At 66.7% G+C, this 24,854-nt stretch carries 19 protein-coding genes and 1 tRNA gene; 10 read left to right on the top strand and 10 right to left on the bottom strand.

Annotated features, from left to right (window positions below; all coding sequences use genetic code 11):
- Positions 1–75: 75 nt before the first annotated feature.
- Positions 76–2,700, bottom strand: coding sequence for a putative bifunctional diguanylate cyclase/phosphodiesterase (locus tag AMYHA_RS01060; protein WP_034267029.1), 2,625 nt, complete (start codon positions 2,698–2,700; stop codon positions 76–78).
- A 260-nt stretch (positions 2,701–2,960) separates the two neighbouring features.
- Between AMYHA_RS01060 and AMYHA_RS01065 the strand changes: the two genes are divergently transcribed.
- Positions 2,961–4,028 carry a glycerophosphodiester phosphodiesterase family protein gene (locus AMYHA_RS01065; protein WP_231104588.1) on the top strand — a complete coding sequence of 356 codons (1,068 nt, stop codon included), beginning with the start codon at positions 2,961–2,963 and terminating at the stop codon, positions 4,026–4,028.
- A 69-nt stretch (positions 4,029–4,097) separates the two neighbouring features.
- Here the strand turns inward: AMYHA_RS01065 and AMYHA_RS01070 are convergent, their stop codons facing one another.
- Positions 4,098–7,262 (bottom strand): M4 family metallopeptidase, encoded by a 3,165-nt coding sequence (locus AMYHA_RS01070; RefSeq protein ID WP_034267032.1) that lies wholly within the window; start codon positions 7,260–7,262, stop codon positions 4,098–4,100.
- Between the two features lie 573 nt (positions 7,263–7,835).
- Here AMYHA_RS01070 and AMYHA_RS01075 point away from each other — a divergent pair.
- The 3 genes from AMYHA_RS01075 to AMYHA_RS01085 all read left to right on the top strand — a co-directional run bounded on the left by AMYHA_RS01075 (position 7,836) and on the right by AMYHA_RS01085 (position 10,731).
- Positions 7,836–8,477 (top strand): hypothetical protein, encoded by a 642-nt coding sequence (locus AMYHA_RS01075; RefSeq protein WP_034267034.1) that lies wholly within the window; start codon positions 7,836–7,838, stop codon positions 8,475–8,477.
- 401 nt (positions 8,478–8,878) lie between these two features.
- Positions 8,879–9,574: an HNH endonuclease family protein gene (locus tag AMYHA_RS01080; protein WP_034267036.1), complete on the top strand. Its 696-nt coding sequence runs from the start codon at positions 8,879–8,881 to the stop codon at positions 9,572–9,574.
- Between the two features lie 92 nt (positions 9,575–9,666).
- Positions 9,667–10,731 carry a MerR family transcriptional regulator gene (locus tag AMYHA_RS01085; protein ID WP_034267039.1) on the top strand — a complete coding sequence of 355 codons (1,065 nt, stop codon included), beginning with the start codon at positions 9,667–9,669 and terminating at the stop codon, positions 10,729–10,731.
- Positions 10,732–10,788: 57 nt separating this feature from the next.
- Here the strand turns inward: AMYHA_RS01085 and AMYHA_RS01090 are convergent, their stop codons facing one another.
- From AMYHA_RS01090 to AMYHA_RS01110, 5 genes are all read right to left on the bottom strand, one after another.
- The gene (locus tag AMYHA_RS01090; RefSeq protein WP_034267042.1) at positions 10,789–13,170 is read right to left on the bottom strand and encodes an ATP-binding cassette domain-containing protein; all 2,382 of its coding nucleotides are present in this window, start codon (positions 13,168–13,170) and stop codon (positions 10,789–10,791) included.
- Positions 13,171–13,233: 63 nt separating this feature from the next.
- The gene (locus AMYHA_RS01095) at positions 13,234–13,842 is read right to left on the bottom strand and encodes a VOC family protein (RefSeq protein ID WP_034267044.1); all 609 of its coding nucleotides are present in this window, start codon (positions 13,840–13,842) and stop codon (positions 13,234–13,236) included.
- Between the two features lie 46 nt (positions 13,843–13,888).
- Positions 13,889–14,299, bottom strand: a complete 411-nt coding sequence (locus AMYHA_RS01100; protein WP_084037508.1) for a VOC family protein — start codon at positions 14,297–14,299, stop codon at positions 13,889–13,891.
- Between the two features lie 10 nt (positions 14,300–14,309).
- Complete coding sequence (locus AMYHA_RS01105) at positions 14,310–14,753, bottom strand: helix-turn-helix transcriptional regulator (protein WP_034267050.1); 444 nt, start codon at positions 14,751–14,753, stop codon at positions 14,310–14,312.
- 128 nt (positions 14,754–14,881) lie between these two features.
- Positions 14,882–14,963 (bottom strand) — tRNA-Tyr (locus AMYHA_RS01110).
- A gap of 156 nt (positions 14,964–15,119) precedes the next feature.
- On the opposite strand from AMYHA_RS01110, the gene AMYHA_RS01115 reads away from it, so the two are divergent.
- Both AMYHA_RS01115 and rfbA read left to right on the top strand, forming a co-directional pair.
- Positions 15,120–15,611, top strand: coding sequence for a YajQ family cyclic di-GMP-binding protein (locus AMYHA_RS01115; RefSeq protein ID WP_034267053.1), 492 nt, complete (start codon positions 15,120–15,122; stop codon positions 15,609–15,611).
- A 4-nt stretch (positions 15,612–15,615) separates the two neighbouring features.
- Positions 15,616–16,497: a glucose-1-phosphate thymidylyltransferase RfbA gene (rfbA, locus tag AMYHA_RS01120; RefSeq protein WP_034267056.1), complete on the top strand. Its 882-nt coding sequence runs from the start codon at positions 15,616–15,618 to the stop codon at positions 16,495–16,497.
- Here rfbA and htpX read toward each other — a convergent pair whose 3' ends face one another.
- From htpX to ddaH, 3 genes are all read right to left on the bottom strand, one after another.
- Positions 16,498–17,343: a zinc metalloprotease HtpX gene (gene htpX / locus AMYHA_RS01125; RefSeq protein ID WP_034267058.1), complete on the bottom strand. Its 846-nt coding sequence runs from the start codon at positions 17,341–17,343 to the stop codon at positions 16,498–16,500.
- Positions 17,344–17,639: 296 nt separating this feature from the next.
- Positions 17,640–19,148, bottom strand: coding sequence for an alpha/beta fold hydrolase (locus tag AMYHA_RS01130; protein WP_034267061.1), 1,509 nt, complete (start codon positions 19,146–19,148; stop codon positions 17,640–17,642).
- 176 nt (positions 19,149–19,324) lie between these two features.
- Positions 19,325–20,164: a dimethylargininase gene (gene ddaH, locus AMYHA_RS01135; protein ID WP_407919898.1), complete on the bottom strand. Its 840-nt coding sequence runs from the start codon at positions 20,162–20,164 to the stop codon at positions 19,325–19,327.
- A 96-nt stretch (positions 20,165–20,260) separates the two neighbouring features.
- Between ddaH and AMYHA_RS01140 the strand changes: the two genes are divergently transcribed.
- From AMYHA_RS01140 to AMYHA_RS01155, 4 genes are all read left to right on the top strand, one after another.
- A complete protein-coding gene (locus AMYHA_RS01140) occupies positions 20,261–20,704 on the top strand; it encodes an Lrp/AsnC family transcriptional regulator (protein ID WP_034267066.1) in 444 nt (147 codons plus the stop codon).
- 23 nt (positions 20,705–20,727) lie between these two features.
- Positions 20,728–21,501 (top strand): enoyl-CoA hydratase, encoded by a 774-nt coding sequence (locus AMYHA_RS01145; protein WP_034275320.1) that lies wholly within the window; start codon positions 20,728–20,730, stop codon positions 21,499–21,501.
- Between the two features lie 203 nt (positions 21,502–21,704).
- Entirely contained in the window at positions 21,705–23,633 is a 1,929-nt protein-coding gene (locus tag AMYHA_RS01150) for a 2-oxoacid:acceptor oxidoreductase subunit alpha (protein ID WP_051399405.1), read from the top strand.
- Positions 23,634–23,754: 121 nt separating this feature from the next.
- The gene (locus AMYHA_RS01155) at positions 23,755–24,822 is read left to right on the top strand and encodes a 2-oxoacid:ferredoxin oxidoreductase subunit beta (protein WP_034267069.1); all 1,068 of its coding nucleotides are present in this window, start codon (positions 23,755–23,757) and stop codon (positions 24,820–24,822) included.
- Positions 24,823–24,854 lie beyond the last annotated feature (32 nt).

The raw sequence follows: 24,854 nt of genomic DNA on the forward strand, positions 1-24,854 counted from the left end.
AGCGGGGGAAACTTTACAACAGACCCCGATACCACCTCGCAGCCGGGGGTCGGTTTTCGTGCCGCCACGGCTCCATCAGCCGATCAAGGTGAGCACGGACGCCGCGTTATGGCCGGTCGCACGCGCCGTGCGGGCCTGCAACCAGGCCTCGAGCCGCTTCTCGGACAGCGGGCGCGAGATCAGATACCCCTGCGCGACATCGCAGCCCATCGACTCGAGCTGATCCCGCGCGATGTCCTCCTCGACGCCCTCCGCGACGACGCTCAGCCCGAGCGAGTGGCCCAGCTCAACAATGGAGCGCACCACAGCGAGGTCGCCGAGATCGGTGCCCATACCGAAGACGAAGCTCTTGTCGATCTTCACCTCGTCCACGGGCAACTGCCGCAAGTACGCCAGCGAGGAGTAGCCCGTGCCGAAGTCGTCCACCGCAAGCACCACGCCGAGGGTGTGCAACTCGCGCAGGATCGGCAGCGCGCGCTCGGGGTCGGCCATCACGCCGGATTCGGTCAGCTCGAAGGTGAGCAACTCGGGCGGGACGGCATGGCGATCAAGGGCCGACGCGACCAGTGCTGGGAAGCCGTCGTCGGTGAGGCTGCGCACGGACAGGTTCACGGCCGCTGAGATCCGCAGTCCTGTGTCGAGCCACTTGCGCACGCGGATCAGCGCCGCGTCGAGCACGAACGACGTCAGCGCGCCGATGAGCCCGGCAGCCTCGATCGCGGGCACGAACTCGTCGGGGTGCAGCTTGCCGAACTCGGGATGGGTCCAGCGAACCAGCGCCTCGACGCCGAGCACCGTCCGGTTCGGCAGCGACACCTTCGGCTGGTAGTGCACGCTGACCTGGCCGTCCTCCAGGGCCTGCCGGAACTGCGTCACAAGCTGGAAGCGGCGCAGGAACATCTGCCCCATGCTCGGCACGTAACCGCGCACCTCGCCCTCGTCGTCGACGGCGCGCAGCGCGACGTCGGCCCGCTGCAACATGCCGTCGACGTCGAGGCTGGTCGCGCTGTCCTCCACCTCGGTGCTCGCGTAGCCAACGGTGGCGCTGGCCTCGACGGTGAGCCGGTCGACCGGGTACGGCGTGGATAGCTCCGCACGCACCCGCTCCGCGATCTGGTGCGCCTGCTGCTGGTCGCAACACAGCAGCGCGGCGAACGACGCGCCCTCCAGCCGCGCGACGGGAACGTCGGCACCGAGCACCGCACGGAGTCTTCGGCCAGCGACGACGACCATCCGGTCGGCCCAGGTGTAGCCGAGCGCGTCGCAGACGGTGGAGAAAACATCCAGGTTGAGCCGGACGACGACGGCAGGAACACGGTTGGTCAGCGGTTCCTTGGCCGCCTTGGCGAAGCCCGGCCGGTTCAGCAGGCCGGTGAGCGGGTCGTGATAGGCGTCGTGCCGCAGCGTGGCCATCAGCCTGCGGTTGTCCAGCGCGGTGGACAGGTGGGCTGCCATGGTGTCGATGAGCTGCCGGTCGGAGCGGCCGAAGCCACGCAGCCGCGAGTTCCTGTCGTGCGCCTCGATCACGCCGAGCACTTCGGTCGAGCTGCGCAGCGGCACGATCAGCACCTCGTCGGCGCCACGTGCCCGCAGCGCGGCCGCGAGCTCATCGTTGACGTCGGCGTAGCGCAGATGCCGGGCGTGCGAGCCGTGCAGCCGCAGCAGCGGGTCGTCGCTTGACGCGTATTCGCCATCCGGCAGCGGAACGCCAGCGACGACGGTGTGGAGCGCGTTAGAGCCGTCCAGCCGGAACCGCAGCACGATGCGGCGGGCGGACAGCTGATCCTTGATGCGTTCGGCGAGCGCGTCCCAGTCGCCCCCGGCGAACACCTTGTCGGGCCGGTCAGGGTCGCCGGTCGAGCTGACCGCGACCCTGCGGCCGGACTTGGCGACCATCAGGCTGACGTCGGCGAGCGCCTCGAGATCACGCTGTTCCCGGAGCAAGTCGGAGTATCCCCAGTACAGCGTGGTCAGCGCGAGCACGACGGCGCCGATCAGTGGCCAGCCGTACTCGACGCCGGACACCACGAGGTAGCCGCTGATGCCGACCGACGAATTGACGAACCCGATGACGACAACCCTTCCTACGAGCCGCAGTCCTGAGGTGAGCTGGATCGGCTTGCGCAGCACCCAGATGGTCGACAGCGCGAACACGGTGCTCGCCGTCGGCGCGACCAGTGCGCCCAAGAACGCGCCGATCCACGGCATCTCCGCCACACCGAGCAGTAACCGGACGACGTTGGCCACCGCGAAAGCGCAGCAGATCTCCAGCGCCATGACGCCAGTGTTATAGAGCAGCGTGCCCTCGGTACGCCGGTGCGCGAGCGTGCCGAGGCCCGCGATCAGGTGCGCGAACAGCACGACCTCGAAGTCGGCCACCATGACGCCGATGACGAGCGGGATCTCGGTAAACGAAATGGTCCACGCGACGCCGCTGCGGACGTCGACGTTCATGGACAGCAGCTCGGCTGCGGCGAACCCGGCGAGCAGGGCCAGCCCGGTCCACGCGGCGGTCGTCGTCAGCTCGAACGGCAGCCAGACGGACATCGCGACACAGCACGCGACCGCGATGATCGCGATCGCTATGCTGAAACTGCGGAAACTCCGGTCTGGATCGGATTCATCTGCTGGCTGTCGTACTGGCGACTCGGCGTCGGCGGACGGAATGGCATACACCGATTCCGCTTCAGCTCGGGTCATGCAGACCTCCCGCCTTTCGCCAGGAACGCGCGTCCATCGCCGGTGTCCGAAACCACACGGCCGACCGGGTCACCGCACTCGTGACACCGCTGGTGGGTGTAAACGCCGTTATCGCTTCGTAAGGCGACCACACTCTACCTGAATGGGGCAACCGTGAAACCCATTCGAAAGACGTGAACGAACACCCCTGCCACGCTGCGAATACGGATAGTTGTGATAACGAACGTTGCCTGTTTCCGGCCTACCTGCGGAGGTTCCCCGTGACGACACGGCCCGTGATCATTGGACACCGCGGCGCATCCGGTTATCGGCCGGAACACACGCTCGCCTCGTACGAGCTCGCGGCACGCCTTGGCGCCGACTTCCTCGAACCGGACCTGGTCTCGACGGCGGACGGCGTGCTCGTCGCGCGGCACGAGAATGAGATCGGCGGCTCAACCGATATCGCGTCGCGGCCAGAGTTCACCGACCGCAGAACCACCAAGGTGGTCGACGGCTGGGAAGTCACCGGCTGGTTCACCGAGGACCTCACGCTCACGGAGCTGCGCACGCTGCGGGCTCAGGAGCGCATCCCACACCTACGTCCGCACAACACCAGCCACGATGGTCAGCACGGCGTGCCGACCATGCTGGAGATCATCGACCTCGCCGACCAGCTGACGACTGAGCTGGGGCGACCCGTCGGCGTCTACCCGGAGACCAAGCATCCGAGTTACTTCGCCTCGCTCGGGCTGCCGCTTGAGCCGCCGCTGCTCGACGTGCTGGCCAGCACCGGCAGGGACCGGCCCGACGCCAACGTCTTCGTGCAGTCCTTCGAGACCGGCAACCTGCGGTGGCTCGCGGAGCGGCTGCCCGTGCCACTGGTGCAGCTGCTGGCGCCGGTCGGCGCGCCATACGACCTCGTGGCGGCGGGGGACGCGCAAAGCTACGCAGACCTGGCCAGCCCCGAGGGACTGGCGGAGATCGCGACCTACGCCAGCGCCATCGGCCCGGACAAGACCATGGTGATCGGCTGGGATGGCGACGATAGGCTCGGCGCGCCGACGTCGCTGGTCACCGACGCGCACCGGGCCGGACTCGCGGTGCACCCGTACACCTTCCGCGTGGAGAACGTCTTCCTGCCGGTGGACTACCGGCGTTCCGGTGAGCTGGCCGAACACGGCGGGCCGGGCGGCGGACCGGGCAAGCACGGTGAGTTGGCCGAGCTGGGTGAGCTAGCCGAGCACGGCGACCTCGCGGGGGAACTCGCGGCGTACTTCGCGCTCGGCGTCGACGGGGTGTTCACCGACCACCCCGACATCGCCGTCGCCGCCCGCGCACGGCGATAAGCCGCGCCCGCCACAAGCGGAACGCCCCGCCCGCGAAGCGCGGACGGGGCGTTCGTGCGTGCTAGCCGGTCAGCTGACGTAGATCCGGCGCACTGGGCTGACGCCCCTCTTGTGATCGAAGTGACCAGGCTTGACCACGCGGAAGGCGAACCAGCGGCTCCGCCACTTACGCAACGAGAACTTGTACTTGCTGTACTTGTTCAGCTTCTTCTTCCTAATGGTCTTCCACCGGTTTTCGCCACGATCCCACTGCTGCAGCCGCACGATCTGGCCGGCGTGCTTCGGTGCGACCCTGCCGCGTAGCGCGACCCACTGACCCCGGCTCGGCCGGTAGTCGTTGAACCACGCCGTGACCTTCTGGCGCACCCACGCCCTGCGCACGTCCGACTTGGTGCCCATCCGGAACTTGTTGTTGGACCAGTAGAAGACTCGGTAGTGGAAGTGCCGATACGGCTTGTGGGTGAACGAGTATCGACCATTGCCGTCGGTCCGCATCCGGTCGATGGTTCGCCATTTGTCGGCACCCTTCGGCTTGCCCCGGAGCACGACCTTGTGCCACCTCACCGCACGCTTGTTGTTGGGGTTGAACAACGTGCCCTTGATCGTCGTCTTTCTACCGAAGCGGAGCACCTTCGGCTTGCTACTCGCGGCCACCGTGGTGCCCTTGAGCCGGTGTTGGTTGAACGCGCCAGGCCCAGTGGCATTGTGCGCCCGCACCCGGAAGTTGTACGTGGTGTTGCGGCGCAGCTTGCGGACGACGAACCGGTTGGTGTCAGCCGAGATGTTGTCGATGTACCTGAGGCGCTTGCCACCGCTGCGCACGGCGATGGAGTACTTCCGCACGTCGCCGTCGCCGTCCCATACCGGCGGCTGCCACCGCAAGACCGCCCGGTGCAGCTTGCCGGTAGCGGACATGTTGGCTGGGCTGCTCGCCCGGTCACCACCGCAGGCGTAGAGGTTGACGTTGTCCAGCGTCCAGCCGTCGAAGAAGACCTCAGGGTCGGCGGTGATCCGCCAGCGGAAGATGACCTTCTTGCCGCCGAGCGAGCTGACGTTGAGGCGGCTGGACATGTAACCGCGGCTGTCACCACCGAAGCCCTTGTACGTCCCCGCGAGACTGCCGGTCTTCGGGCTCCACATCTCGATCGTCTCGTCAGGTCCGTTGACCCAGGGCAACTTCGCGGCGGACTTGAAGGACTTACCGCCGTTGGTGGAGTACTGCAGCACGCCACCGGCGAAATAGGAGGCCGGGTTCTGATCGCTGGCGGGCCGGTGCGCGAACAGGTACTGGTGGTCGAACCGGAGGAAGGTCTTGACCCCGCGCGGGATCTCGAACCTGCCCTTGATCCTGGCGAACGTGCGCTTGCGTTCGCCAGCCTTGCGGTTCGGCTCCCAGCCGTACATGCTGCGGGTGCCGCTCTTGGCGTAGCTGTCCAACAGGTGCCACATGCCCGGCGTGGTCCGCCAATTATTGAGCGAGCCGAACCCGTCGCGGAAGAGGTTGACCTTCTCAGTGTCGGTGGGACACACCGGGGCCTCAGGCGCCCGCGCGTCCGGGTCGCTCGGCTGTTTGTCCATCTCGGTCGCGGCGACGGCCGCGGTGACGGCGTCGCAGTCGCCGCTTGCGATACCGCCCGTACCGATGAGGTTCGTGCAGGCTTGCCGCAGCGTGTGGAACAGGTCCTCGTAGTCGGCGCCAGAGGCGAGCAGCTGCAGCGACTCGTAGTAGACGTCGGTGGCCTTCGTGTGGCCGATGCCGGTGATGGCGTGGCCGTTGAAGGTGACGGGGCCCTCCGACGGGTCCCGCGCGATCAGGTACGCGGCCTTGTTGCCGACGCCGCTGTTGGTGTGCACCCCACCGTTGTCGAACCGGTTGCTGTCGACCGACTCGGCCGAGTAGGTGGCGCTGGTCATCCGGTCCGGCTGGTTGGTGACCTCCGGATCCGCCATGTCACGCACGATGCCGAACGGCGAGTCCTCCCCCAGCTTCCACGGGGGCTCGGTCTCGGTGTCGGCATTGTTGAGGTCGACCAGCTCACCGAAGACGTCCGCCATCGACTCGTTGATCGCGCCCGACTGGTACCAGTACATCAGGTTGGCGGTCTGCTCGATGACGCCGTGGGTCAGCTCGTGCGCGACGACGTCGTCCGACCGCGGCATGCCTTGGCCGTAATAGACGCCGTTGCCGTTCCAGAAGGCGTTCATCATCGGGCAGTCGCCGTAGCCTTGCGGCAGGCAGTAGCGCACCGTCGAGCGGATCTTCTTCCCCGACCCGGCGTCGCGGCCGATCAGCGTGGTCAGGTCGACGCCCAGCTCGTCCTGGAAGTACTGGGCGGTGTCGCCCGCGTAGTCGTAGGCGGCGTCGACGTCGGCGTTGCCGGTCGCGAAGTCACCTTCGTTGCGTGCGGCGGAGCCGCTCTTGCACGCCGCCAGCCTGGGGTTGCCGTTGGCGTCCGTGCCGTCACGGGTGTTGTCGCGGTCGCACACCACCCGGTCGAGGGCGTGACTGACCTGGTTGAAGTTGAGCGGCACCGAGCCACGGGTGCGGTCGACCAGCACTAGGTGGTCGATATGCGGCGGCCCGGTGACCTCGATCTTGAACACCGGCGCGAGCTCGGCGGCGACGGTGGCCGAACCGAGCAGCGCGGGGTCGTAGGCGTAGGGCTCCGGCTCGCTCGCCCGGAGTGCGCTTTCCGGCACGTCGTGGGCGCGGGCGGCCAGTTTGATGGCGGTGGATCGAGCCTGCGCCGGCGTGATCGACCTCTCGCGCTGCGACAGCGGCAGCGGCGTCGTCTCGCCGGTTACCGAGCGCAGGTTGCCTCGGCCGTCCATCGCGACGACGAGTTCGCCGCCGAGGACGGGCAGGCCATCGACGCTCTGCTGGAACCGGACGATGTTGCCAGCGCCACGCGACTTCGACGCACGGGTCGCTCGCGCGTGAGAACCGGCGCGGTCGAGTGCCCACAGCGCGCCGTAGCGGCGCAGGTACTGGGCAGCCTGCCGCTCACGCGACGCCTGGGCTGCCTGCGCGGGTTTGTGTACCGGCTTGCCCCGCTCGGTGCCTACGAACTCGACGACGCCGCGCTCATCGCGCTCGACAGTCACCCTGCCGTTGGACTGCCGCTTCATGTCGCGTTCCGCGGCCTTGGATGGGTCTTCTTGTTGTGCGGTTGCCCGGGGTTGCACCGACGCATAGCCGGTGGCGGGCACTCCGAACAACAACGCGCTCGTCATAGCGACGACGAGCCAACGATGTGGACGCACATGTCCCCCTGTGTTTTGTATTAGCGCAAAAAGATCCCCGACACAAAATTCGCGCAAAGATTACACGAACGAGGTAAAGGACAAACCCCTCCTGGTGCATTTTGAAGCCACACTGTGATCGTCTTTGTCCACCCTCCGTGGCCGCGACGTGACACCGGGGGACGGTTGTCGCCCGGGCGTGCCCGAGGGACTGTCGTTCCGTCACCGCCGTATGGCGCGCCGAACCCGGCACGGAAAACCGGGGCGCGGGACTTCGACATGACTAGACGTCCATTCGGGTGATAATGCTGTGGCACATATCGAGCCGGAAGTGCTTTTTGCAACTTGCAGCGTGGTGACCTCGGCTTTTTCCGCTATTCGCGAAAGTGCATGATCACTCAGTGAACGGGAACACTTTTCGCGTATTTTGCGACCCTCGAGCAGGGTGCGAAACAACCGAACAATCGTCTAGGGTTAATTCAGAGTTTGCATCGATAAGGCATGGGTTACTTCACACCGCGGCGGCGAGCCCGCGGGGAAAGCCGTGAGGTGACTGTGACGGCTATGAAGCAACTGCCAGCGAATCCACTGTCGATCAATCTGACATTCGAACACGAACGACTGTGGTGGCAGACCGACGACGAGGACCACATGCCGGAGCGCTGGAGCGTGTCCGCCGACGTGGCCGTCACCCGGTGCGCGCCGAAGAACCGGCATGTCGCTGACTTTTCGCTGGTCATCGCCGATCTGCACCGGGAGAGGAACCTGCTCGACGCACCTGACCTCGGTGACTGGGCGATGGAGTTCATCGCGGAGACGCTGATCGATCCGGCACAGGGCAAGCTGCACCCGGATCTCGATGACAAGATCACTCCTGGCGTCGCGCGAATGGTCATCGTCCGGCACGTCGTACTGACGCCGCCATGGCAAGGACACGGTCTCGGCGGCGCATTGCTCGCGGGTGCGCTGCGCGCGCTCGCCCCAGGGGCGCGACTGGCCGTCGCCCGCGTTTCCCCGCTCGACTTCCTCTCATCCAGCCCTGACAAGATCTCGGCCGAGCTTGCGAGCATCCGATTCGGCGCACTTCTGGAACGCATCGGATTCAAACAATGGCGCGAGGTGCATTTCGTCGATCTGCAACACCCGCAACTCCTCGACGCCAGGATGGAAATGTTCGAACAGTACGAGAACATTTACGAGATTTAACATCGCGCGGGTTCGTGTCCTCCGCTCAGCACGCCGTGTCCGCCATTCCTGACGCTGTGTTCTGCACTCAGGACGCTGTGTTCGTCGCTCCCGACGGCGTGTTCCCCGGTCAAACGTCGTGCTACCCGGGCTCAATGACACGTCTCCCCGCTCACGCCGTCGAATCGCTGCGGAACACGCACACGACGGCAGACGAACACCTACGCGGCAGGCGTGTCGAAGCCCAAAGTCGCAGTCAACGATCAGTAATCTACCGCGCACCAGCCGTGACTCGCGGCTCTCGCAGGCAACGACGCCTCGCGGACACGCACCGTGCGCTGCCGCCCAGCTACCCGCCCATCCCCCGGCGAACCAGCCACCGGCGACAGCGCGCGCCCGCCCCGTGACAGATAAGGAATCCGATGGACGTCCCCACCGCGTTCAAACGCATCGCCATCGCCGTCGCCGCTGTGATCGCGGCCGTTCTCGGCTACCAGCACGTGCCTGACCTGCCAGACCTGCTGGATGAACTGACAGACGCGGCAGGGACGTCGTCGCAAACTCCGGACGCCCCACAAGCGGGTCCGCTGCCCATCGCGCCGGAAGACACCGGAGCGCACTACGACCGCGACGACTGGCCACACTGGACCTACCAGGGCGATGGCTGCGACATGCGCGACCGGATTCTGATCGAGCAGGGCAGAAGCGTGCGGCAGGGCGGCAACTGCAAGATCACCGAGGGAAGCTGGCTGAGCAGCTACGACGGCGCGACCGTGACCGACCCCGGCGAACTCGACATCGACCACATGGTGCCGCTGGCGGAGGTCATGCGCTCCGGCAGGATCGTCGACGGACGGCGCGTCGGCCCGCGTCACTGGTCCGAGGAGAAGCGGGAGCGGTACGCCAACGACCCCGAGGGGCTGATCGCCGTCACGGCGGCGACCAACCGCGCCAAGGGCGACCAAGACCCCGCGAACTGGTTGCCGGAACGCGACCGTTGCGGGTACGTGCGTCACTGGGTCGAGGTCAAACACCGCTACAAGCTGTCCGCAGACCAGGACGAAGCCCGCGCGATCGCCAACGTGCTCGACAACTGCCCTGGCGACCAGCGGGAGTGACATCGGCACAACCGTTGTCTTGACCTTGTCCCTTGGGGAAGCCACATCCTCCTCACGCCGGTCGCAGTGGCCGGTACGAGGAGGATGTCACCGTGGGGCTACTGACCATTGGAACGTTCGCGCAGGCTGCCGAGCTGACGCCGAAGGCGCTACGCCTGTACGACGAGAAGGGCCTGCTGCCGCCGGCAGCGGTCGACCCTGAGTCGGGATACCGGTTCTACAGCACGGACCAGCTGGAACAGGCGCGACTGATCGCTCAGTTACGACATCTCGGGATGCCACTCGCGGAGATCAAGTCGGTCTGCGGGCTGGCGCCCGCTGCGGCGGCTGACGTGATCAGCGCCTACTGGCAGCAAGTCATCGCGGACACGACGGCCAAAGGGCGACTCGCCACCTTCCTCGTTGACCAACTCTCCGGAAGGGGCACCACCATGTCGGAGCCACACCTCGACGTCCGCTACGCAGCCCGGTGCGATAGCGGCGCCGTGCGGAACAGCAACGAAGACGCCGCGTACGCCAGCGATCGGTTGCTCGCCGTCGCGGATGGCATGAGCGGACCGGGCGGCACCGCCGCCAGCACGCGCGCGATCGACGCGCTCAAGCCGCTGGAGATGGCGGACGTACCAGCGGCCGAACTTCTCACGATGCTGGCCGACGCGGTCACCGAGGCAGACAAGCACGTGCGCGATGCCGCGACGGACGATCACCAGCCGATCACCACACTGACCGCGCTGCTGCGATCCGGCTCGCAACTGGCACTGATACACGTCGGCGACACCAGGCTCTATCTGCTGCGCGGCGGTGAGTTGTGCCAGCTGACCCAGGACCACACGTACGTCCAGTCACTGGTCGACCAGGGCAAGCTCGATCGCGACCAAGCCGCCGCACACCGGCAGCGCGCGCTCCTGGTGCGGGCGCTCGGCGCGGGCGGACATCCGTTGGAACCGGACCTGGCCTTGCGCACCGCCCTGGCCGGTGACCGATACCTGCTGTGCTCCGACGGGCTGTCAGCGGTCGTCGGACGCGCGGCGCTGGAGACGACGCTCAGCGCGGGGGCCGATCCTGAGCAGGCCGTGCAGGCGTTGATCGACCTGGCCTATGACCACGGCGCACCCGACAACATCGCCTGCGTCGTCGCGGACATGAGCGCGATGTAGCTCGCGCCCCACGAATGCCTCGCTGACCGTGCTCTCGCTGGTCAGGGAGGATCCCGGTCAGCTGCCGACGTAGGTCGCGAGGTGTTCACCGGTGAGGGTGGAACGAGCGGCGACAAGGTCAGTGGGCGTTCCTTCGAACACGACCCGGCCACCATCGTGGCCCGCTCCGGGACCGAGGTCGATGATCCAGTCGGCATGCGCCATGACCGCCTGATGGTGCTCGATGACGATGACCGACTTGCCGGAGTCGACGAGCCGGTCGAGCAAGCCGAGCAGGTGTTCCACGTCGGCCAGATGGAGTCCCGTTGTGGGCTCGTCGAGCACGTAGATCCCACCCTTGTCGCCCATGTGCGTCGCGAGCTTGAGTCGTTGCCGCTCGCCGCCGGACAGCGTGGTGAGCGGCTGACCAAGGCTGAGGTAGCCGAGTCCGACCTGGTCCATCCGCTCCAGGATCCGGTGGGCCGCGGGCGTCCACGCCTCACCGGAGCCGAAGAACTCCTCGGCCTCGGCGACAGACATCGCGAGCACCTCGCTGATGTTCTTGCCGCCGAACCGGTACTCCAGCACCGACGCCTGAAACCGCTTCCCCTCGCACTCCTCGCAGGGCGTGGCGACGCCAGCCATCATCGCCAGGTCGGTGTAGATGACGCCCGCGCCGTTGCACGTGGGGCAGGCGCCATCGGAGTTGGCGCTGAACAGTCCCGGCTTCACATCGTTGGCCTTCGCGAACGCCTTGCGGATCGAGTCGAGCACCCCGGTGTACGTTGCCGGGTTACTCCGTCGCGAACCGCGGATCGCCGTCTGGTCGACCGACACCACACCCTCGCCAGCGGGCATCGAGCCATGGATGAGCGAACTCTTACCCGAGCCCGCCACTCCGGTGACGACGCAGAGCACCCCGAGCGGGACGTCGACGTCGACATCGACAAGGTTGTGCGCGTTCGCTCCCCGGATCTCCAGCCTGCCGTTCGGCTCGCGCACCTTGTCCTTGAGCGCGGCCCGGTCATCGAAATGGCGGCCGGTGATGGTGCCGCTGGTCCGAAGCGCATCGACAGCGCCTTCGAAGCAGACGGTGCCGCCCGCCGTACCGGCGCCGGGGCCGAGGTCGACGACGTGGTCGGCGATCGCGATCGTCTCGGGCTCGTGCTCCACGACAAGCACCGTGTTGCCCTTGTCGCGCAGCCGCAGGAGCAGGGCGTTCATCCGTTGAATGTCATGCGGATGCATGCCGGTGGTTGGCTCGTCGAAGACGTACGTGACGTCGGTGAGCGAGGAACCGAGGTGTCGGATCATCTTGGTGCGCTGCGCCTCACCGCCCGACAGGGTGCCCGATGGCCGGTCGAGCGAGAGGTAGCCAAGTCCGATCTCGACGAACGAATCGAGGGTCTCCCGCAACGCCGTCAGCAGCGGCGCCACCCCGGGCTCATCCAGGCCACGAACCCATCCGGCGAGGTCGCTGATCTGCATCGCGCACGCGTCGGCGATGCTGATCCCCTCGATCTTCGATGACCGGGCTGCCTCGCTGAGCCGGGTGCCGTCACAGTCGGGGCACGTGGTGAACACGACCGCACGATCAACAAAGGCCCGGATGTGCGGCTGCATCGCGTCCCGGTCCTTGGCGAGCATCGACCGCTGGATCGTTGGGATCAGGCCCGCATACGTCAGGTTGGTCCCCTCGATCTTGATCTTGGTCGGCTCCTTGTAGAGCAGGTCGTGCAGCTCCTGCTTCGTGAACTTGCGGATCGGCTTGTCCGGGTCGAAGAACCCGCAACCGCGAAAGATGCGGCCGTACCAGCCGTCCATGCTGTAGCCGGGGATGGTGAGCGCACCCTCGTTGAGCGACTTGCTGTCGTCGTACAGCGCGGTCAGGTCGAAGTCGGTGACCGCGCCCCGACCCTCGCAGCGCTGACACATACCACCGGTGCGAGTGAAGGTCGCCTTCTCCGCCTTGCCGTCTCCCCGCTTGATCATCCCGGAGGCCTGGACCGACGCGGTGTTGAACGAGAACGCGCTGGGCGGCCCGATGTGCGGATGCCCCAGTCGGCTGAACAAGATGCGCAACATCGCGTTGGCGTCGGTGGCGGTGCCGACCGTGGAGCGGGGATCGGCGCCCATCCGCTCCTGGTCGACGATGATCGCGGTCGTCAGTCCGTCGAGCACGTCGACGTCGGGCCGTGCCAGCGTCGGCATGAAGCCCTGCACGAACGCGCTGTATGTCTCGTTGATCAGCCGCTGCGACTCGGCGGCGATCGTGCCGAACACCAGCGAACTCTTGCCAGAGCCGGAGACGCCGGTGAACACCGTCAGCCTGCGCTTCGGTAGCTCGACGTGGATGTCGTTGAGGTTGTTCTCGCGCGCGCCCCGCACGCGGATCAGGTCGTGGCTATCGGCGACGTGCACGCCAGGCGACTGCGGGTCCGTCCTCGTGGCCATACTCATCGTGTCTCCATCTGCGTTACGTGGTGTCGGCTGCGCGTGGGAGCGGGGCTCGGAGCTGAACCGTCACGCGGCCTCCCACACGAACCCGTCGGGATCGGTGAAGGATCCGGTATCCCCTCCGATCACGATCCGGTGCGACCCCGTGCCCTCCGGAGAGACGCCAGCATCCCGCGCCAGGCCACGGCGCCCGCAGAGCGCCAGCTTGACGTACCCGGACGGGGACTCGAACTCGGTGTACTTGCGGCCGAAGCTCCTCGCCACTTCCAGGCCACGATCGACGTAGAACCGCTTGCTCGCGGACATGTCCTCGACGCCCAACAGCAGGACGACCTCATCAACCTGCCGACTGGCTGGTTCGGCGTCCTTCTTCGACGGCGTCGCGACCTTCCAGATCGCCCCGTCTGGGGCGCGTACGACACCGCCGTAACCCCAGAATCCCTTCTTCACTGGTTTCAGCGTCGTGGCACCAGCGTCGAGAGCGGCGCCGACGAGCACATCGACGTTGGCCGGCTGGGACACGACGAGCGACAGCGTGAAACCCCGAAAGCCGCTCGTCGGTGCTTCTGATGCGCGTACTCGCACCGTCGTACCCAGGCCGAACGCGGTGGCGTAGAAGGTCTCGGCAACTGCGGGATCGGAAGCTTCGAGGGTGACGGATTCAATGAACTTCATGGCAGTTTCCCCCTGCACGATGTTTGTGATCCGGTCGCTGGACGGCTCAGCGCAACTCAAAGATGCGGATCATGTTGCCCGCGGGGTCGCGGAGGGCGCAGTCGCGGATCCCCCACGGCTGGTCAGTCGGCTCCTGGACGACCTCGGCGTCGCTGGCCTGCAGCTGCGCGAAGGTGCCGTCGAGGTCCTTGGTGGCCAAGTTGATGCCGCCGTAGGTGCCCTTGGCCATCATCTCCGCGATGGTGCGGCGCTCGTCCTCGGTGATGCCGGGATCGGCCCCAGGAGGAGTTAGGACGATAGACACGTCTGGCTGGTTGGCGGGACCGACAGTGATCCAGTGCAGCCCGCCGTACTCGACGTCGTTGCGAACCTCGAAACCGAGGGTGTCGCGGTAGAACGCCAGTGAGGCGTCCGGGTCGTTGTGCGGAAGGTAGGTCTGGTGAATGGTGATATCCATGGCGGTCACGCTAGGCGTGGCTCGGTGACTCCGCTTCTCGATTTCTGATCGGTCTGGTCACCTGCTTCGACACGCACGGTGGCATCCCTGCAGCCGCGCGCACGGATTGGCGCCGATACACGCTGGGCGGCACACCAACCAACTCGGTGAAGCGAGTGCTGAAGGTGCCCAGTGAGGAGCAGCCGACTTCGAAACAGACCTCGGTGACGCTGAGATCGCCACGACGCAGCAGCGCCATCGCGCGCTCGATGCGCCGCGTCATCAGATAGGAGTACGGCGACTCGCCGTAGGCGAGCCGGAACTGGCGGCTGAGGTGCCCCGCCGACATGTGCACGCCACGGGCAAGCGCCTCGACGTCCAGCGGCTGCGCGTACTCCCGGTCGATCCGGTCGCGAACGCGACGCAGCCGCGCGAGGTCGTCCAGGCGCTGCGCTGCGGTAGGGCTGCTGGTCACACGCGTGATGGTGCCATAACGACTAGGTGCGGAGCAGAGTTTAAAGGTTGTCCGCCCATACTCGGCCATCCGACGACGAACGCCCCGCTGACCGTGTCTTCGCTGGTCAGCGGGGCGTTCGTGCTGGGTGGCGGGTGAGGGATTCGAACCCCCGAAGGCTGTGCCGGCTGATTTACAGTCAGCTCCCTTTGGCCGCTCGGGCAACCCGCCGGGACCGGTCGAACCGGCGAAGCACAGCGTACCCAACGCCGTCAGCGACTCTGACACCGGGCGGCCGTCTGGCGACGGCGACGCACCGAGCAGGCCGGACGCGCTAGAGTGCGGCCACAACCCCTCTCCGCACAACTACCCGAGGTGTGAGCATACGTGGCTGATCCGTCATTCGATGTCGTGAGCAAGGTTGACCGCCAGGAGGTGGACAACGCGCTGAACCAGGCTGCCAAGGAGCTGGCGAACCGGTTCGACTTCCGGGGCACCGGGGCCACGGTCAGCTGGACGGGTGAGGAATCGGTCCTCATCGAGGCCGAGACCGAGGAGCGCGCCCTCGCCGCCGCCGAGGTGTTCAAGGAGAAGCTCATCAAGCGCGGCATCTCGCTGAAGTCGCTCGACCTCGGCGAGCCAGCGGCGTCAGGCAAGGTGCACAAGATCGCGGGCAAGATCCTGCAGGGTATTGAGCAGGACAAGGCCAAGAAGATCGCGAAGTTCATCCGGGACGAGGGCCCCAAGGGTGTCCAGGCGCAGATTCAGGGCGATCAACTGCGGGTGTCCGGCAAGAAGAAGGACCACCTGCAGGACGTCATCTCGCTGCTGAAGAACGAGGACTTCGGCGTCGCGCTGCAGTTCGACAACTACAGGTAGGCCGATGAAGGGCATCGTGCTCGCCGGGGGCACCGGCACGCGGCTGCACCCGATCACACAGGCAGTGTCGAAGCAGCTTCTGCCGATCTACGACAAGCCGATGGTCTACTACCCGATCTCGGTGCTGATGCTGGCGGGCATCCGCGAAATCCTGATCATCTCGACGCCAACCGACCTGCCGCAGTTCCGAAAACTGCTCGGTGACGGCCAGCAGCTCGGCCTCGAGTTCAGCTACGCCGAGCAACCCAGCCCCAACGGTCTCGCCGAGGCGTTCCTGATCGGCGCCGAGTTCATCGACGGCGACGACGTCGCGCTCGTGCTCGGCGACAACATCTTCTACGGCCAGGGCTTCTCGAACCGGCTGCGGGACGAGGTCGCCCGGCTGGACGGCTGCACGTTGTTCGGCTATCCGGTCACCGACCCGCAGCGCTACGGCGTTGGGGTGAGTGACGACGACGGCAGGTTGATCTCGATTGAAGAAAAACCCGCCGACCCCAAGTCCAATCGGGCGATCACCGGGCTCTACCTCTACGACAATCAGGTGGTCGAGATCGCGCAGTCGCTCACGCCGTCAGCGCGCGGCGAATTGGAGATCACCGACATCAACCTCGCCTACCTGCGGCAAGGGCGCGCCCGCTTGGTCGACCTTGGCCGGGGATTCGCCTGGCTCGACACCGGCACGCACGACTCGCTACTCGAAGCGAGCCAGTTCGTGCAGGTGCTGGAACATCGCACGAGCGTGCGTATCGCCTGTCTGGAGGAGGTCGCCCTTCGGATGGGCTACATCGACCCGGACCAGTGCTTCACGCTCGGTCAGAAGCTAGCGAAGTCCGGGTACGGCGATTACATAATGACCGTGGCACGCGCGGAGGGCGCGACCGGCTGATCACAGCTCGCGCCGGGACATCTCCTCAAGACGTCGAATGCGGTCGTCCATCGGCGGGTGCGAGGCGAACATCCTGGACAGCGACTCGCCGCCGCGGAACGGGTTGGCGATCATCATGTGCGATTGGGAGACCACTCTGGGCTCCGGGGCGAGGGGTGTCGCCGCCGTACCGCGTTCCAGCTTGCGCAAGGCGGACGCCAGCGCGAGCGGGTCGCCGGTCAGCTCGGCACCCGATTCGTCGGCCTGGTACTCACGCGAACGACTGACTGCCATCTTGACAATGCCCGCGGCGAGCGGACCGATGAACATCAACAGCAGACCGAGGAACGGATTGCCTTCCCGGTTGCCGCCGAACATCGCGATGTAGGAAAGGAACGTCACCACGCTGGCCAGTGCGCCCGCGACGGACGAGATCAGGATGTCGCGGTTGTAGACGTGCGACAACTCGTGGCCGAGCACGGCACGTAGCTCGCGCTCGTTGAGGATCTCCAGGATGCCCTGGGTGCAGCACACCGCCGAGTTTCGTGGATTACGGCCGGTGGCGAAGGCGTTCGGGGCCTGCGTCGGGCTGACGTACAGCCGCGGCATGGGCTGCCTAGCCGACGTCGCCAACTCTCGCACGATCCGGTACATCGCGGGCTGTTCTGCCTCGGACACTGGGCGCGCACGCATCGCCCGGAGCGCGAGCTTGTCTGAATTGAAGTAGGCATAGCCGTTCACGCCCAGCGCGATGAGCAGGCCGATGAACAGTGCACCTTCGCCGAACATGCCGCTGATCACGATGATGAGGGCGCTCATCAGGCCGAGCAGCAACGCGGTCTTCAAACCGTTGCGATGCTTATGCACGGGCCCTCCCACTCTTCAGCTAGCCCCTGAACATGGCCTCAGCCGTTCAACGTCCGGGCGACAAAGCGAGTTCCGTAGTGGCATTCGACCATATGGCCTAGCGGTGGCAGGGTGGCTGGCGCGCGCGACGAAGGGCGTCTTCACATCGCTATGTGATGCGAAGACGCCCTTCACAGCGTTGGGTTACCGGCACACGGCGTCCCGAGTGCGCAATACAGCGTCCCGAGCGACGAACACGGCGTCCTGAATGCAGGACACAGCGTCCCGAACGCAGGACACGACGCGCAGCGTCGTGCCTATGGCACCACGGGGAGCTTCGCCGTGACGTCTGCCAGCCGCAGGCCGCCTGGTGTACGACTGCCGTGCAGGGCGAACATGTCCGACGTCGGGCTCACGGTGAGGAACAACGACTCGCCTTCCCCAACCGTCGCGGCGACCGAGGGCAGCTCGATGTTCCGCCGGGTGCCGAGGTTGATGCTCTCCTCGCGGTGCGGCAGGACGTTGTTCTGGATCACCTGCGCATCGGCGGGCGAGGTGCCGACGCTGAGCGCGAAGAACGCCCTGCTGTCCAGGCCGAGCGCGGTGACCAGCGCGTCAAGATGTGGCGTGCCCGCGATGGTCAGCGGACCGTCGGCGATCTTGATCGCCTGCGGCACGCCCGCCGTCGTGGTCGTGGTGATGTCGGGCAGCTCGAACTCCACCGTCGCATCAACGGCGTCGACGCTGAGGCAGTCGCCGCCGGACGTCATCAGGTGGTAGCGCCCGTGCCCGGCGAGCTCGCGCGGCGCCCCCTGCAGGTTCTCTTGGTAGAACCGCAGTTCAAGGTCGTCGTAGCCACCTGCCAGCTTCTCCGAACAGGCGTCACCGGACACCGCGCTCCCAAGCGGCAGGACGTTCGGCAGCGCGTGGCCGCCGTTGTAGCCGATGAGCAGGCTCTTGCGGCGAGCACGGTCGGTCAGCGCGCGGTCGAAGTTCTTGATCGCCTGGTCGAGCGGGAACAGGTTGTCACTGATGCCCTGTCGCAGCAGCACCGGGATATCCAGCTTCCTACCGGCTTCGACGTGGAACGCGGGACCGTTGTTGCGGAAGAACTCATCCTGGCTGGCGGGCCAGTCACCGGTGGCGATGCCCTCCGCGAACCCGGCGTGCACCGTCGACGTGTGCGCGTCCAAGCCAACGGCGTAGAGCCCGCTCACCCAGGTGCTGCGCACGACCTCGTTCGGCGCGAGGCTTTCGTTGAGCGAGTACCAGGTGATCTGCGGAGCGAGCGCGTCGAAGCGGGTGCGACCGGTCTCCATCAGCTCGGTGAACGCGCCCACGAACTGGTAGCCGCCGCCGTACGACCCGCCGAGCGCGCCGAGCACCGGGTCGTTCCGGCCGTTCTGCTTCACCCAGTCCAGTCCAGCGACGTAGTCGATGACGTTGATGACGTCCTGCCCCTCGAACGCCGGGTCCTCCACGTGTGCCTTGCCACCGCTCTCACCGAAGCCGCGCTGGTCGATGCTGACCACGCCGAAGCCAGCGTCGAGATAGCGCTGGAACGAGCCTGGCATGGACGTCCTGCTGCCACCCCAGCCGTGGCTGTGCAGCAGCACCGGGGCGCGGTTGTCCTTGGACGCGCTCGCCGGTTTGAACACGCTCACGCAGATGTCGACCGGACCGGGCTCCAGCGGGTCGGTCTCCGGCACGCTCGGAATGCAGACATTGTCCGGCTCAGGTGTGTCCGCGCTCGCGGGAATGGGCGCGGCGACCGCGATCCCAGCGCCCACCGCGATCGACGTCGCCAGACTGAGAAGGCTGCGCATCGAGAAGGTCTCCTTGTCGTCAATGCGTCGTAATGCCTTCTTCAACGACCAAGACGCGAATGCGATTCGCGCCACACGACGTCACGGGCGTGCAATACGGCGTCCCGAACGCGCCATACGGCGTCGAGAATGCAGGACACAGCGTTCTGAGTGCAGGACACGCCCCCGTGGGGGTCTCAGTCGCGCAGCTCCAGGGTGCAGCACTTCGGGCCGCCGCCAGCCTTGCGCAGCTCCGTCATGTCGACCATGACCGGCTCGTAGCCCCGGTCGGACACCTGCTCAGCGAGGTTCGTCGCCTGCGCGGGCAGCACGACGTTGCGGCCGTCGGAGACGCCGTTGAGGCCGAGCACCGCGGCGTCGTCCGGGCCCGCCAGGATGGCGTCCGGGAACAGCCGCTCCAGCACACGCTGTGAGCCCTCGGAGAACGCGCCGGGGAAGTACGCCACCTCGGCGGGGTCACCGTCACGCGCTGGGGCGAGCACCATCAGCGCGGTGTCCAGGTGGTAGTAGCGCGGGTCGACCAGCCGCAGCGACACCACCGGTACGCCGAGCACCTCCTGCGCCTCGGCGTGCGCGGCCGGATCGGTGCGGAAGCCGGTGCCCGCAAGCAGCACGTCGCCGGCCCAGGTCAGGTCGCCTTCGCCTTCGTTGACCTCGCTCGGCATCACGATGTCGGCGAAGTCGTGCTCCGCGAACCAGCGCCGGTACAGGTCGGCCTCTGCCTGCCGTTCCGGCGCGCGGAACCGAGCACCGAGCACCCGTCCGCCGATGACGGTGCCCGAGTTCGCGGCGAACACCATGTCCGGCAGCCCCAGCTGCGGCTCGATCTCCTCGACGGTGTGGCCGAGCCGCAGGTAGGTGTCGCGCAACTCCTGCCACTGTGCCATCGCCACGTCGACGTCAACCGGCTTCGACGGGTCCATCCACGGATTGATGGCGTAGGTGACCTCGAAGAACCGTGGCGGGCACATCAAGTACCTGCGGGTCTCGGGGGTGCGTGAGCGGGACCGGGACATGCGAAGCGCTGCTGCCGTCATACCGATGAATGTAGCGACGTAAATTATGTGCCATCAATTGCTTGATCTTGCGTCTTTATCTGCTAAATGTTGCGTATGAACACCCTCGATCAGCGAATCATTTCGCAACTCCTCGGCAACGCCCGCGCCAGCTACGCCGAGATCGGCAAAGTGGTCGGACTGTCGGCGCCAGCGGTCAAGCGCAGGGTGGACCGGCTGCTCGACTCCGGCGTCCTGCGCGGGTTCACCGCCGTGGTCGATCCGCAGGCACTCGGCTGGGGCACTGAGGCATTCGTCGAACTGCACTGCCGCGGCAACGTCTCGCCGACGCGGATCAGGGCGCACGTCGAATCGTTGCCCGAAGTGGCCGCCGCATACACGGTCTCTGGCGCGGCGGACGCGATCATCCACCTCCGCGCCGCCGACATCCACCACCTCGAATCCGCGCTGGAACGGCTACGGGCGCTCGACATCGTGGAGAGCACGGTGTCGACAGTCGTGCTGTCGACGTTGCTGGAACGGCCACCAGTACCCCAGTGACGCGCGCCGATACGATCGCGGCCATGACCGCAGAGATCCAGGTGGCCCACGACAGCAACGTCGCCATCATCACGGTGCACGATCCCGAGCGGCGCAACGCGCTGACGCTGCCGCTCTCGGCCGACCTCGCCGCCGCCATCGCGGACGCCGAGCGCGACGAGTCGGTGCACGCCGTCGTCGTCACCGGCACACCGCCCGCCTTCTGCGCCGGAGCGGACCTCAGCGCACTCGGCGAAGCCAAGGACGAGGGACTGCGCGCGATCTACGCCGGATTTCTCGCGGTCGCCAACTGCACGCTGCCGACGATCGCCGCCGTGGGTGGCGCCGCCGTCGGCGCGGGACTGAATCTCGCGCTCGCCGCCGACGTCCGGCTCGCCGGACCGTCCGCGCGGTTCGACGCGCGCTTCCTCAAACTTGGCCTTCATCCCGGCGGTGGCATGACGTGGATGCTGCAGCGGATCGTCGGCCCGCAAACCGCCACCGCCATGACGCTGTTCGGCGAGATCCTCGACGCCGAGGCTGCCACGGCGCGCGGCCTGGCGCACCGGGTCATCGACGGCGACCACGACGCGCTCGTCGCGGCGTCCGTCGAACTGGCGCAGGGCGCGGCGAAGGCCCCGCGTGGCCTGGTACTCGACACCAAACAGTCGATGCGAACCACCCACACGCTCACCGAGCACGCCGACGCCGTCGACACCGAGATCGTGCCGCAGGTGCGGTCCATCGAGTCCCCCGAGTTCGCGGAGCGGCTGGCCGCGATGAAGGCGAAGATCAGCGGCGAGAAGACATCAAAATAGAACATGTTCTACAATGGGCGTCGGTAATGTCCACCGACTGGAACAGCACGACAGCGGTTGGCCGCTGATCAACGAACCGAGCTAGCCTCGAATAGTGAGCATGCGCACATGCGCTGGCAGAGTGCCAGCACCACCGCCAAGGTGACAGCAGGCCAAAACTGTCACCGGTGCCGCCCGTGCAGAAGAGAGGGACAGCCGCGCCCATGAGCCGCGAGACAACGACGTCGCCCGCGAACGCCACCACCGATGTCACCAAACTCGACCGAGTCGTCATCCGGTTCGCGGGGGACTCCGGCGACGGCATGCAGCTCACCGGCGACCGGTTCACGTCAGAAGCCGCCGCGTTCGGCAACGACCTCGCGACGCTGCCGAACTTCCCCGCCGAGATCCGCGCGCCGCAGGGCACCATCCCGGGCGTCTCGTCGTTTCAGGTGCATTTCGCCGACTACGACATCCTCACCCCCGGTGACCGGCCGGACGTCCTCGTCGTCATGAACCCGGCCGCGCTCAAGTCGAACGTGGCCGACGTGCCGCACGGCGGCATCCTCATCATCAACACCGACGAGTTCAGCAAGCGCAACCTGACCAAGGTCGGCTACGACGCGAACCCGCTCGAGGACGGCTCGCTGGAGCCGTACCAGGTGTACGAGGTCGGGATGTCCACGCTCACGCAGGGCGCGCTCGCCGACACCGGCCTCGGCAAGAAGGACGCCGAGCGCTGCAAAAACATGTTCGCGCTCGGGCTGCTGTCCTGGATGTATCACCGGCCGACCGAGAGCACCGAACGCTTCCTTGCCGAGAAGTTCGCGAACAAGCCGCAGATCGCGGAGGCGAATCTGCTGGCGTTCCGCGCGGGCTGGAACTACGGCGAGACCACAGAGGCGTTCGCGAACACCTACGAGGTGGCCCCCGCGAAGCTGCCGCAGGGGACCTACCGGCAGATCACCGGCAACAACGCGCTCGCCTACGGCATCGTCGCGGCGGGCCAGCAATCCAAGCTGCCGGTTGTGCTCGGCTCGTACCCGATCACCCCGGCCTCGGACATCCTGCACGAGCTGTCCAAGCACAAGAACTTCAACGTCACCACGATCCAAGCCGAGGACGAGATCGCGGGCATCGGCGCGGCGCTCGGCGCGGCCTACGGCGGCGCGCTCGGCGTGACGTCGACGTCCGGCCCCGGCGTGGCGCTGAAGTCCGAGACGATCGGGCTCGCGGTGATGACCGAGCTACCGCTGCTGGTCATCGACGTCCAGCGCGGCGGACCGTCCACCGGGCTGCCGACCAAGACCGAGCAGGCCGACCTGTTGCAGGCGATGTTCGGCCGCAATGGCGAATCACCCGTGCCGATCGTCGCGCCGTGCACGCCAGGCGACTGCTTCGACATCGCACTGGAGGCCGTGCGGATCGCGCTGACCTACCGGACGCCGGTGATGCTGCTGTCCGACGGCGCGATCGCCAACGGCTCCGAACCATGGCTCGTCCCGGACGTCGCCGACCTGCCTGACCTGTCGGTGGAATTCGCCTCCGAGCCGAACGCCATGGACGGCTCCGACGAGCACTGGCCGTACGTCCGCAACACCGACACGCTGGCGCGCGAGTGGGCCGTGCCCGGCACGCCCGGCCTGCAGCACCGCATCGGTGGGTTGGAGAAGGCCGACAACCAGGGCCACATCTCGTACGACCCGGACAACCACGACCGCATGGTGCGGCTGCGCCAAGCCAAGATCGACGGCATCGATGTTCCGGATATCACCGTTGACGACCCCGGCGGCAACGCGCGGGTGCTCGCGCTCGGCTGGGGATCGAGCTTCGGGCCGATCGGCGCCGCCTGCCGCCGGGTGCGGAATTCCGGGATGGACATCGCCCAGGCGCATCTGCGCCATCTCAACCCCCTCCCGGCCAACCTCGGACGCATACTTGAGTCGTACGACACTGTTGTCTTGCCCGAGATGAATATGGGGCAGTTGGCGATGTTGCTCCGATCGCGCTACCTGACCGACATCCGCAGCTACACCAAGGTGGCAGGGCTGCCGTTCCGCGCGGCGGAACTGGCGGAAGTGTTCACCGACATCATCAACGACACGGAAGGCAGTGGCGAAGCGGACCACGTGCTCACGGAGGCCACCGAATGACCGCCCCAACCGGCTGCTCGACTCGGCCCAGCGAGGGTAGGCCGAAGGCCTGCCCGAGTGGCCGAACGATGAGCAGCGCAAGCCCGACCAACCATGCGACGTCGAGCAGGCGGGAGGACCGATGAGCATCGACCTGGGACTGCCCGAACTCGGCGGACTCGCAGACGTCCCCACAGCGTCTGATTCGGACGCCCCGCAGAAGGCCAAGGACTACAAGTCCGACCAGGAGGTGCGCTGGTGCCCCGGGTGCGGTGACTACATCGTGCTCAACACCATGCAGTCCTTCCTTCCCACGCTCGGGTTGAAGCCGGAGAACATCGTGTTCGTCTCCGGGATCGGCTGCTCGTCGCGGTTCCCGTATTACATGAACACCTACGGGATGCACTCCATCCACGGCCGCGCCCCCGCGATCGCGACCGGGCTGGCGACGTCCCGGCCTGACCTGTCGGTGTGGGTGATCACCGGTGACGGCGACGCGCTCTCGATCGGTGGCAACCATCTCATCCACGCGCTGCGACGCAACGTGAACTTCAAGATCCTGCTGTTCAACAACCGGATCTACGGGCTCACCAAGGGCCAGTACTCCCCCACGTCGCAAGAGGGCATGCGCACCAAGTCGACGCCGATGGGCTCGCTGGACCACCCGTTCAACCCCATCTCGCTGGCACTCGGCGCCGAGGCCAGCTTCGTCGGACGCGCGCTGGACTCCGACAAGAAGGGCCTCACCGAAGTGCTGACCGCGGCCGCACAGCACCGCGGCTCGGCGTTCGTGGAGATCTACCAGAACTGCCCGATCTTCAACGACGGCGCGTTCGACGTCCTCAAGGACAAGGACGAGGCCGCACGCCGGATCATCCCGCTGCGGCCCGATGAGCCGATCACGTTCGGGCCCGAGAACGAGTACGGCATCGTCCGCTCCGGGTTCGCCGGTCTGGAGACCGCGAAGGTGTCCGAGGTCGGCATCGACAACGTCGTCGTCCACGACCCGACGGTGACCGACCCGGCATACGCCTTCGCGCTCTCCCGCATCGGCGGGCAAGAACTGGAACACACCCCGACCGGCATCTTCCGCCAGATCAACCGCACGACCTACGACGACGCCGCCCGCGCCCAGGTCGCCCAGGCAGCGGAAGCGAAGCCCGCCGACCTCCAGGCGCTGCTGCGGGGCAACGACACCTGGACGGTGTGAAACCCGGAGCTGACAGGGGTTCCGGCCCCGGT

It is taken from the genome of Haloechinothrix halophila YIM 93223, assembly GCF_000504245.1.
Taxonomy (GTDB): Bacteria; Actinomycetota; Actinomycetes; order Mycobacteriales; family Pseudonocardiaceae; genus Haloechinothrix_A; species Haloechinothrix_A halophila.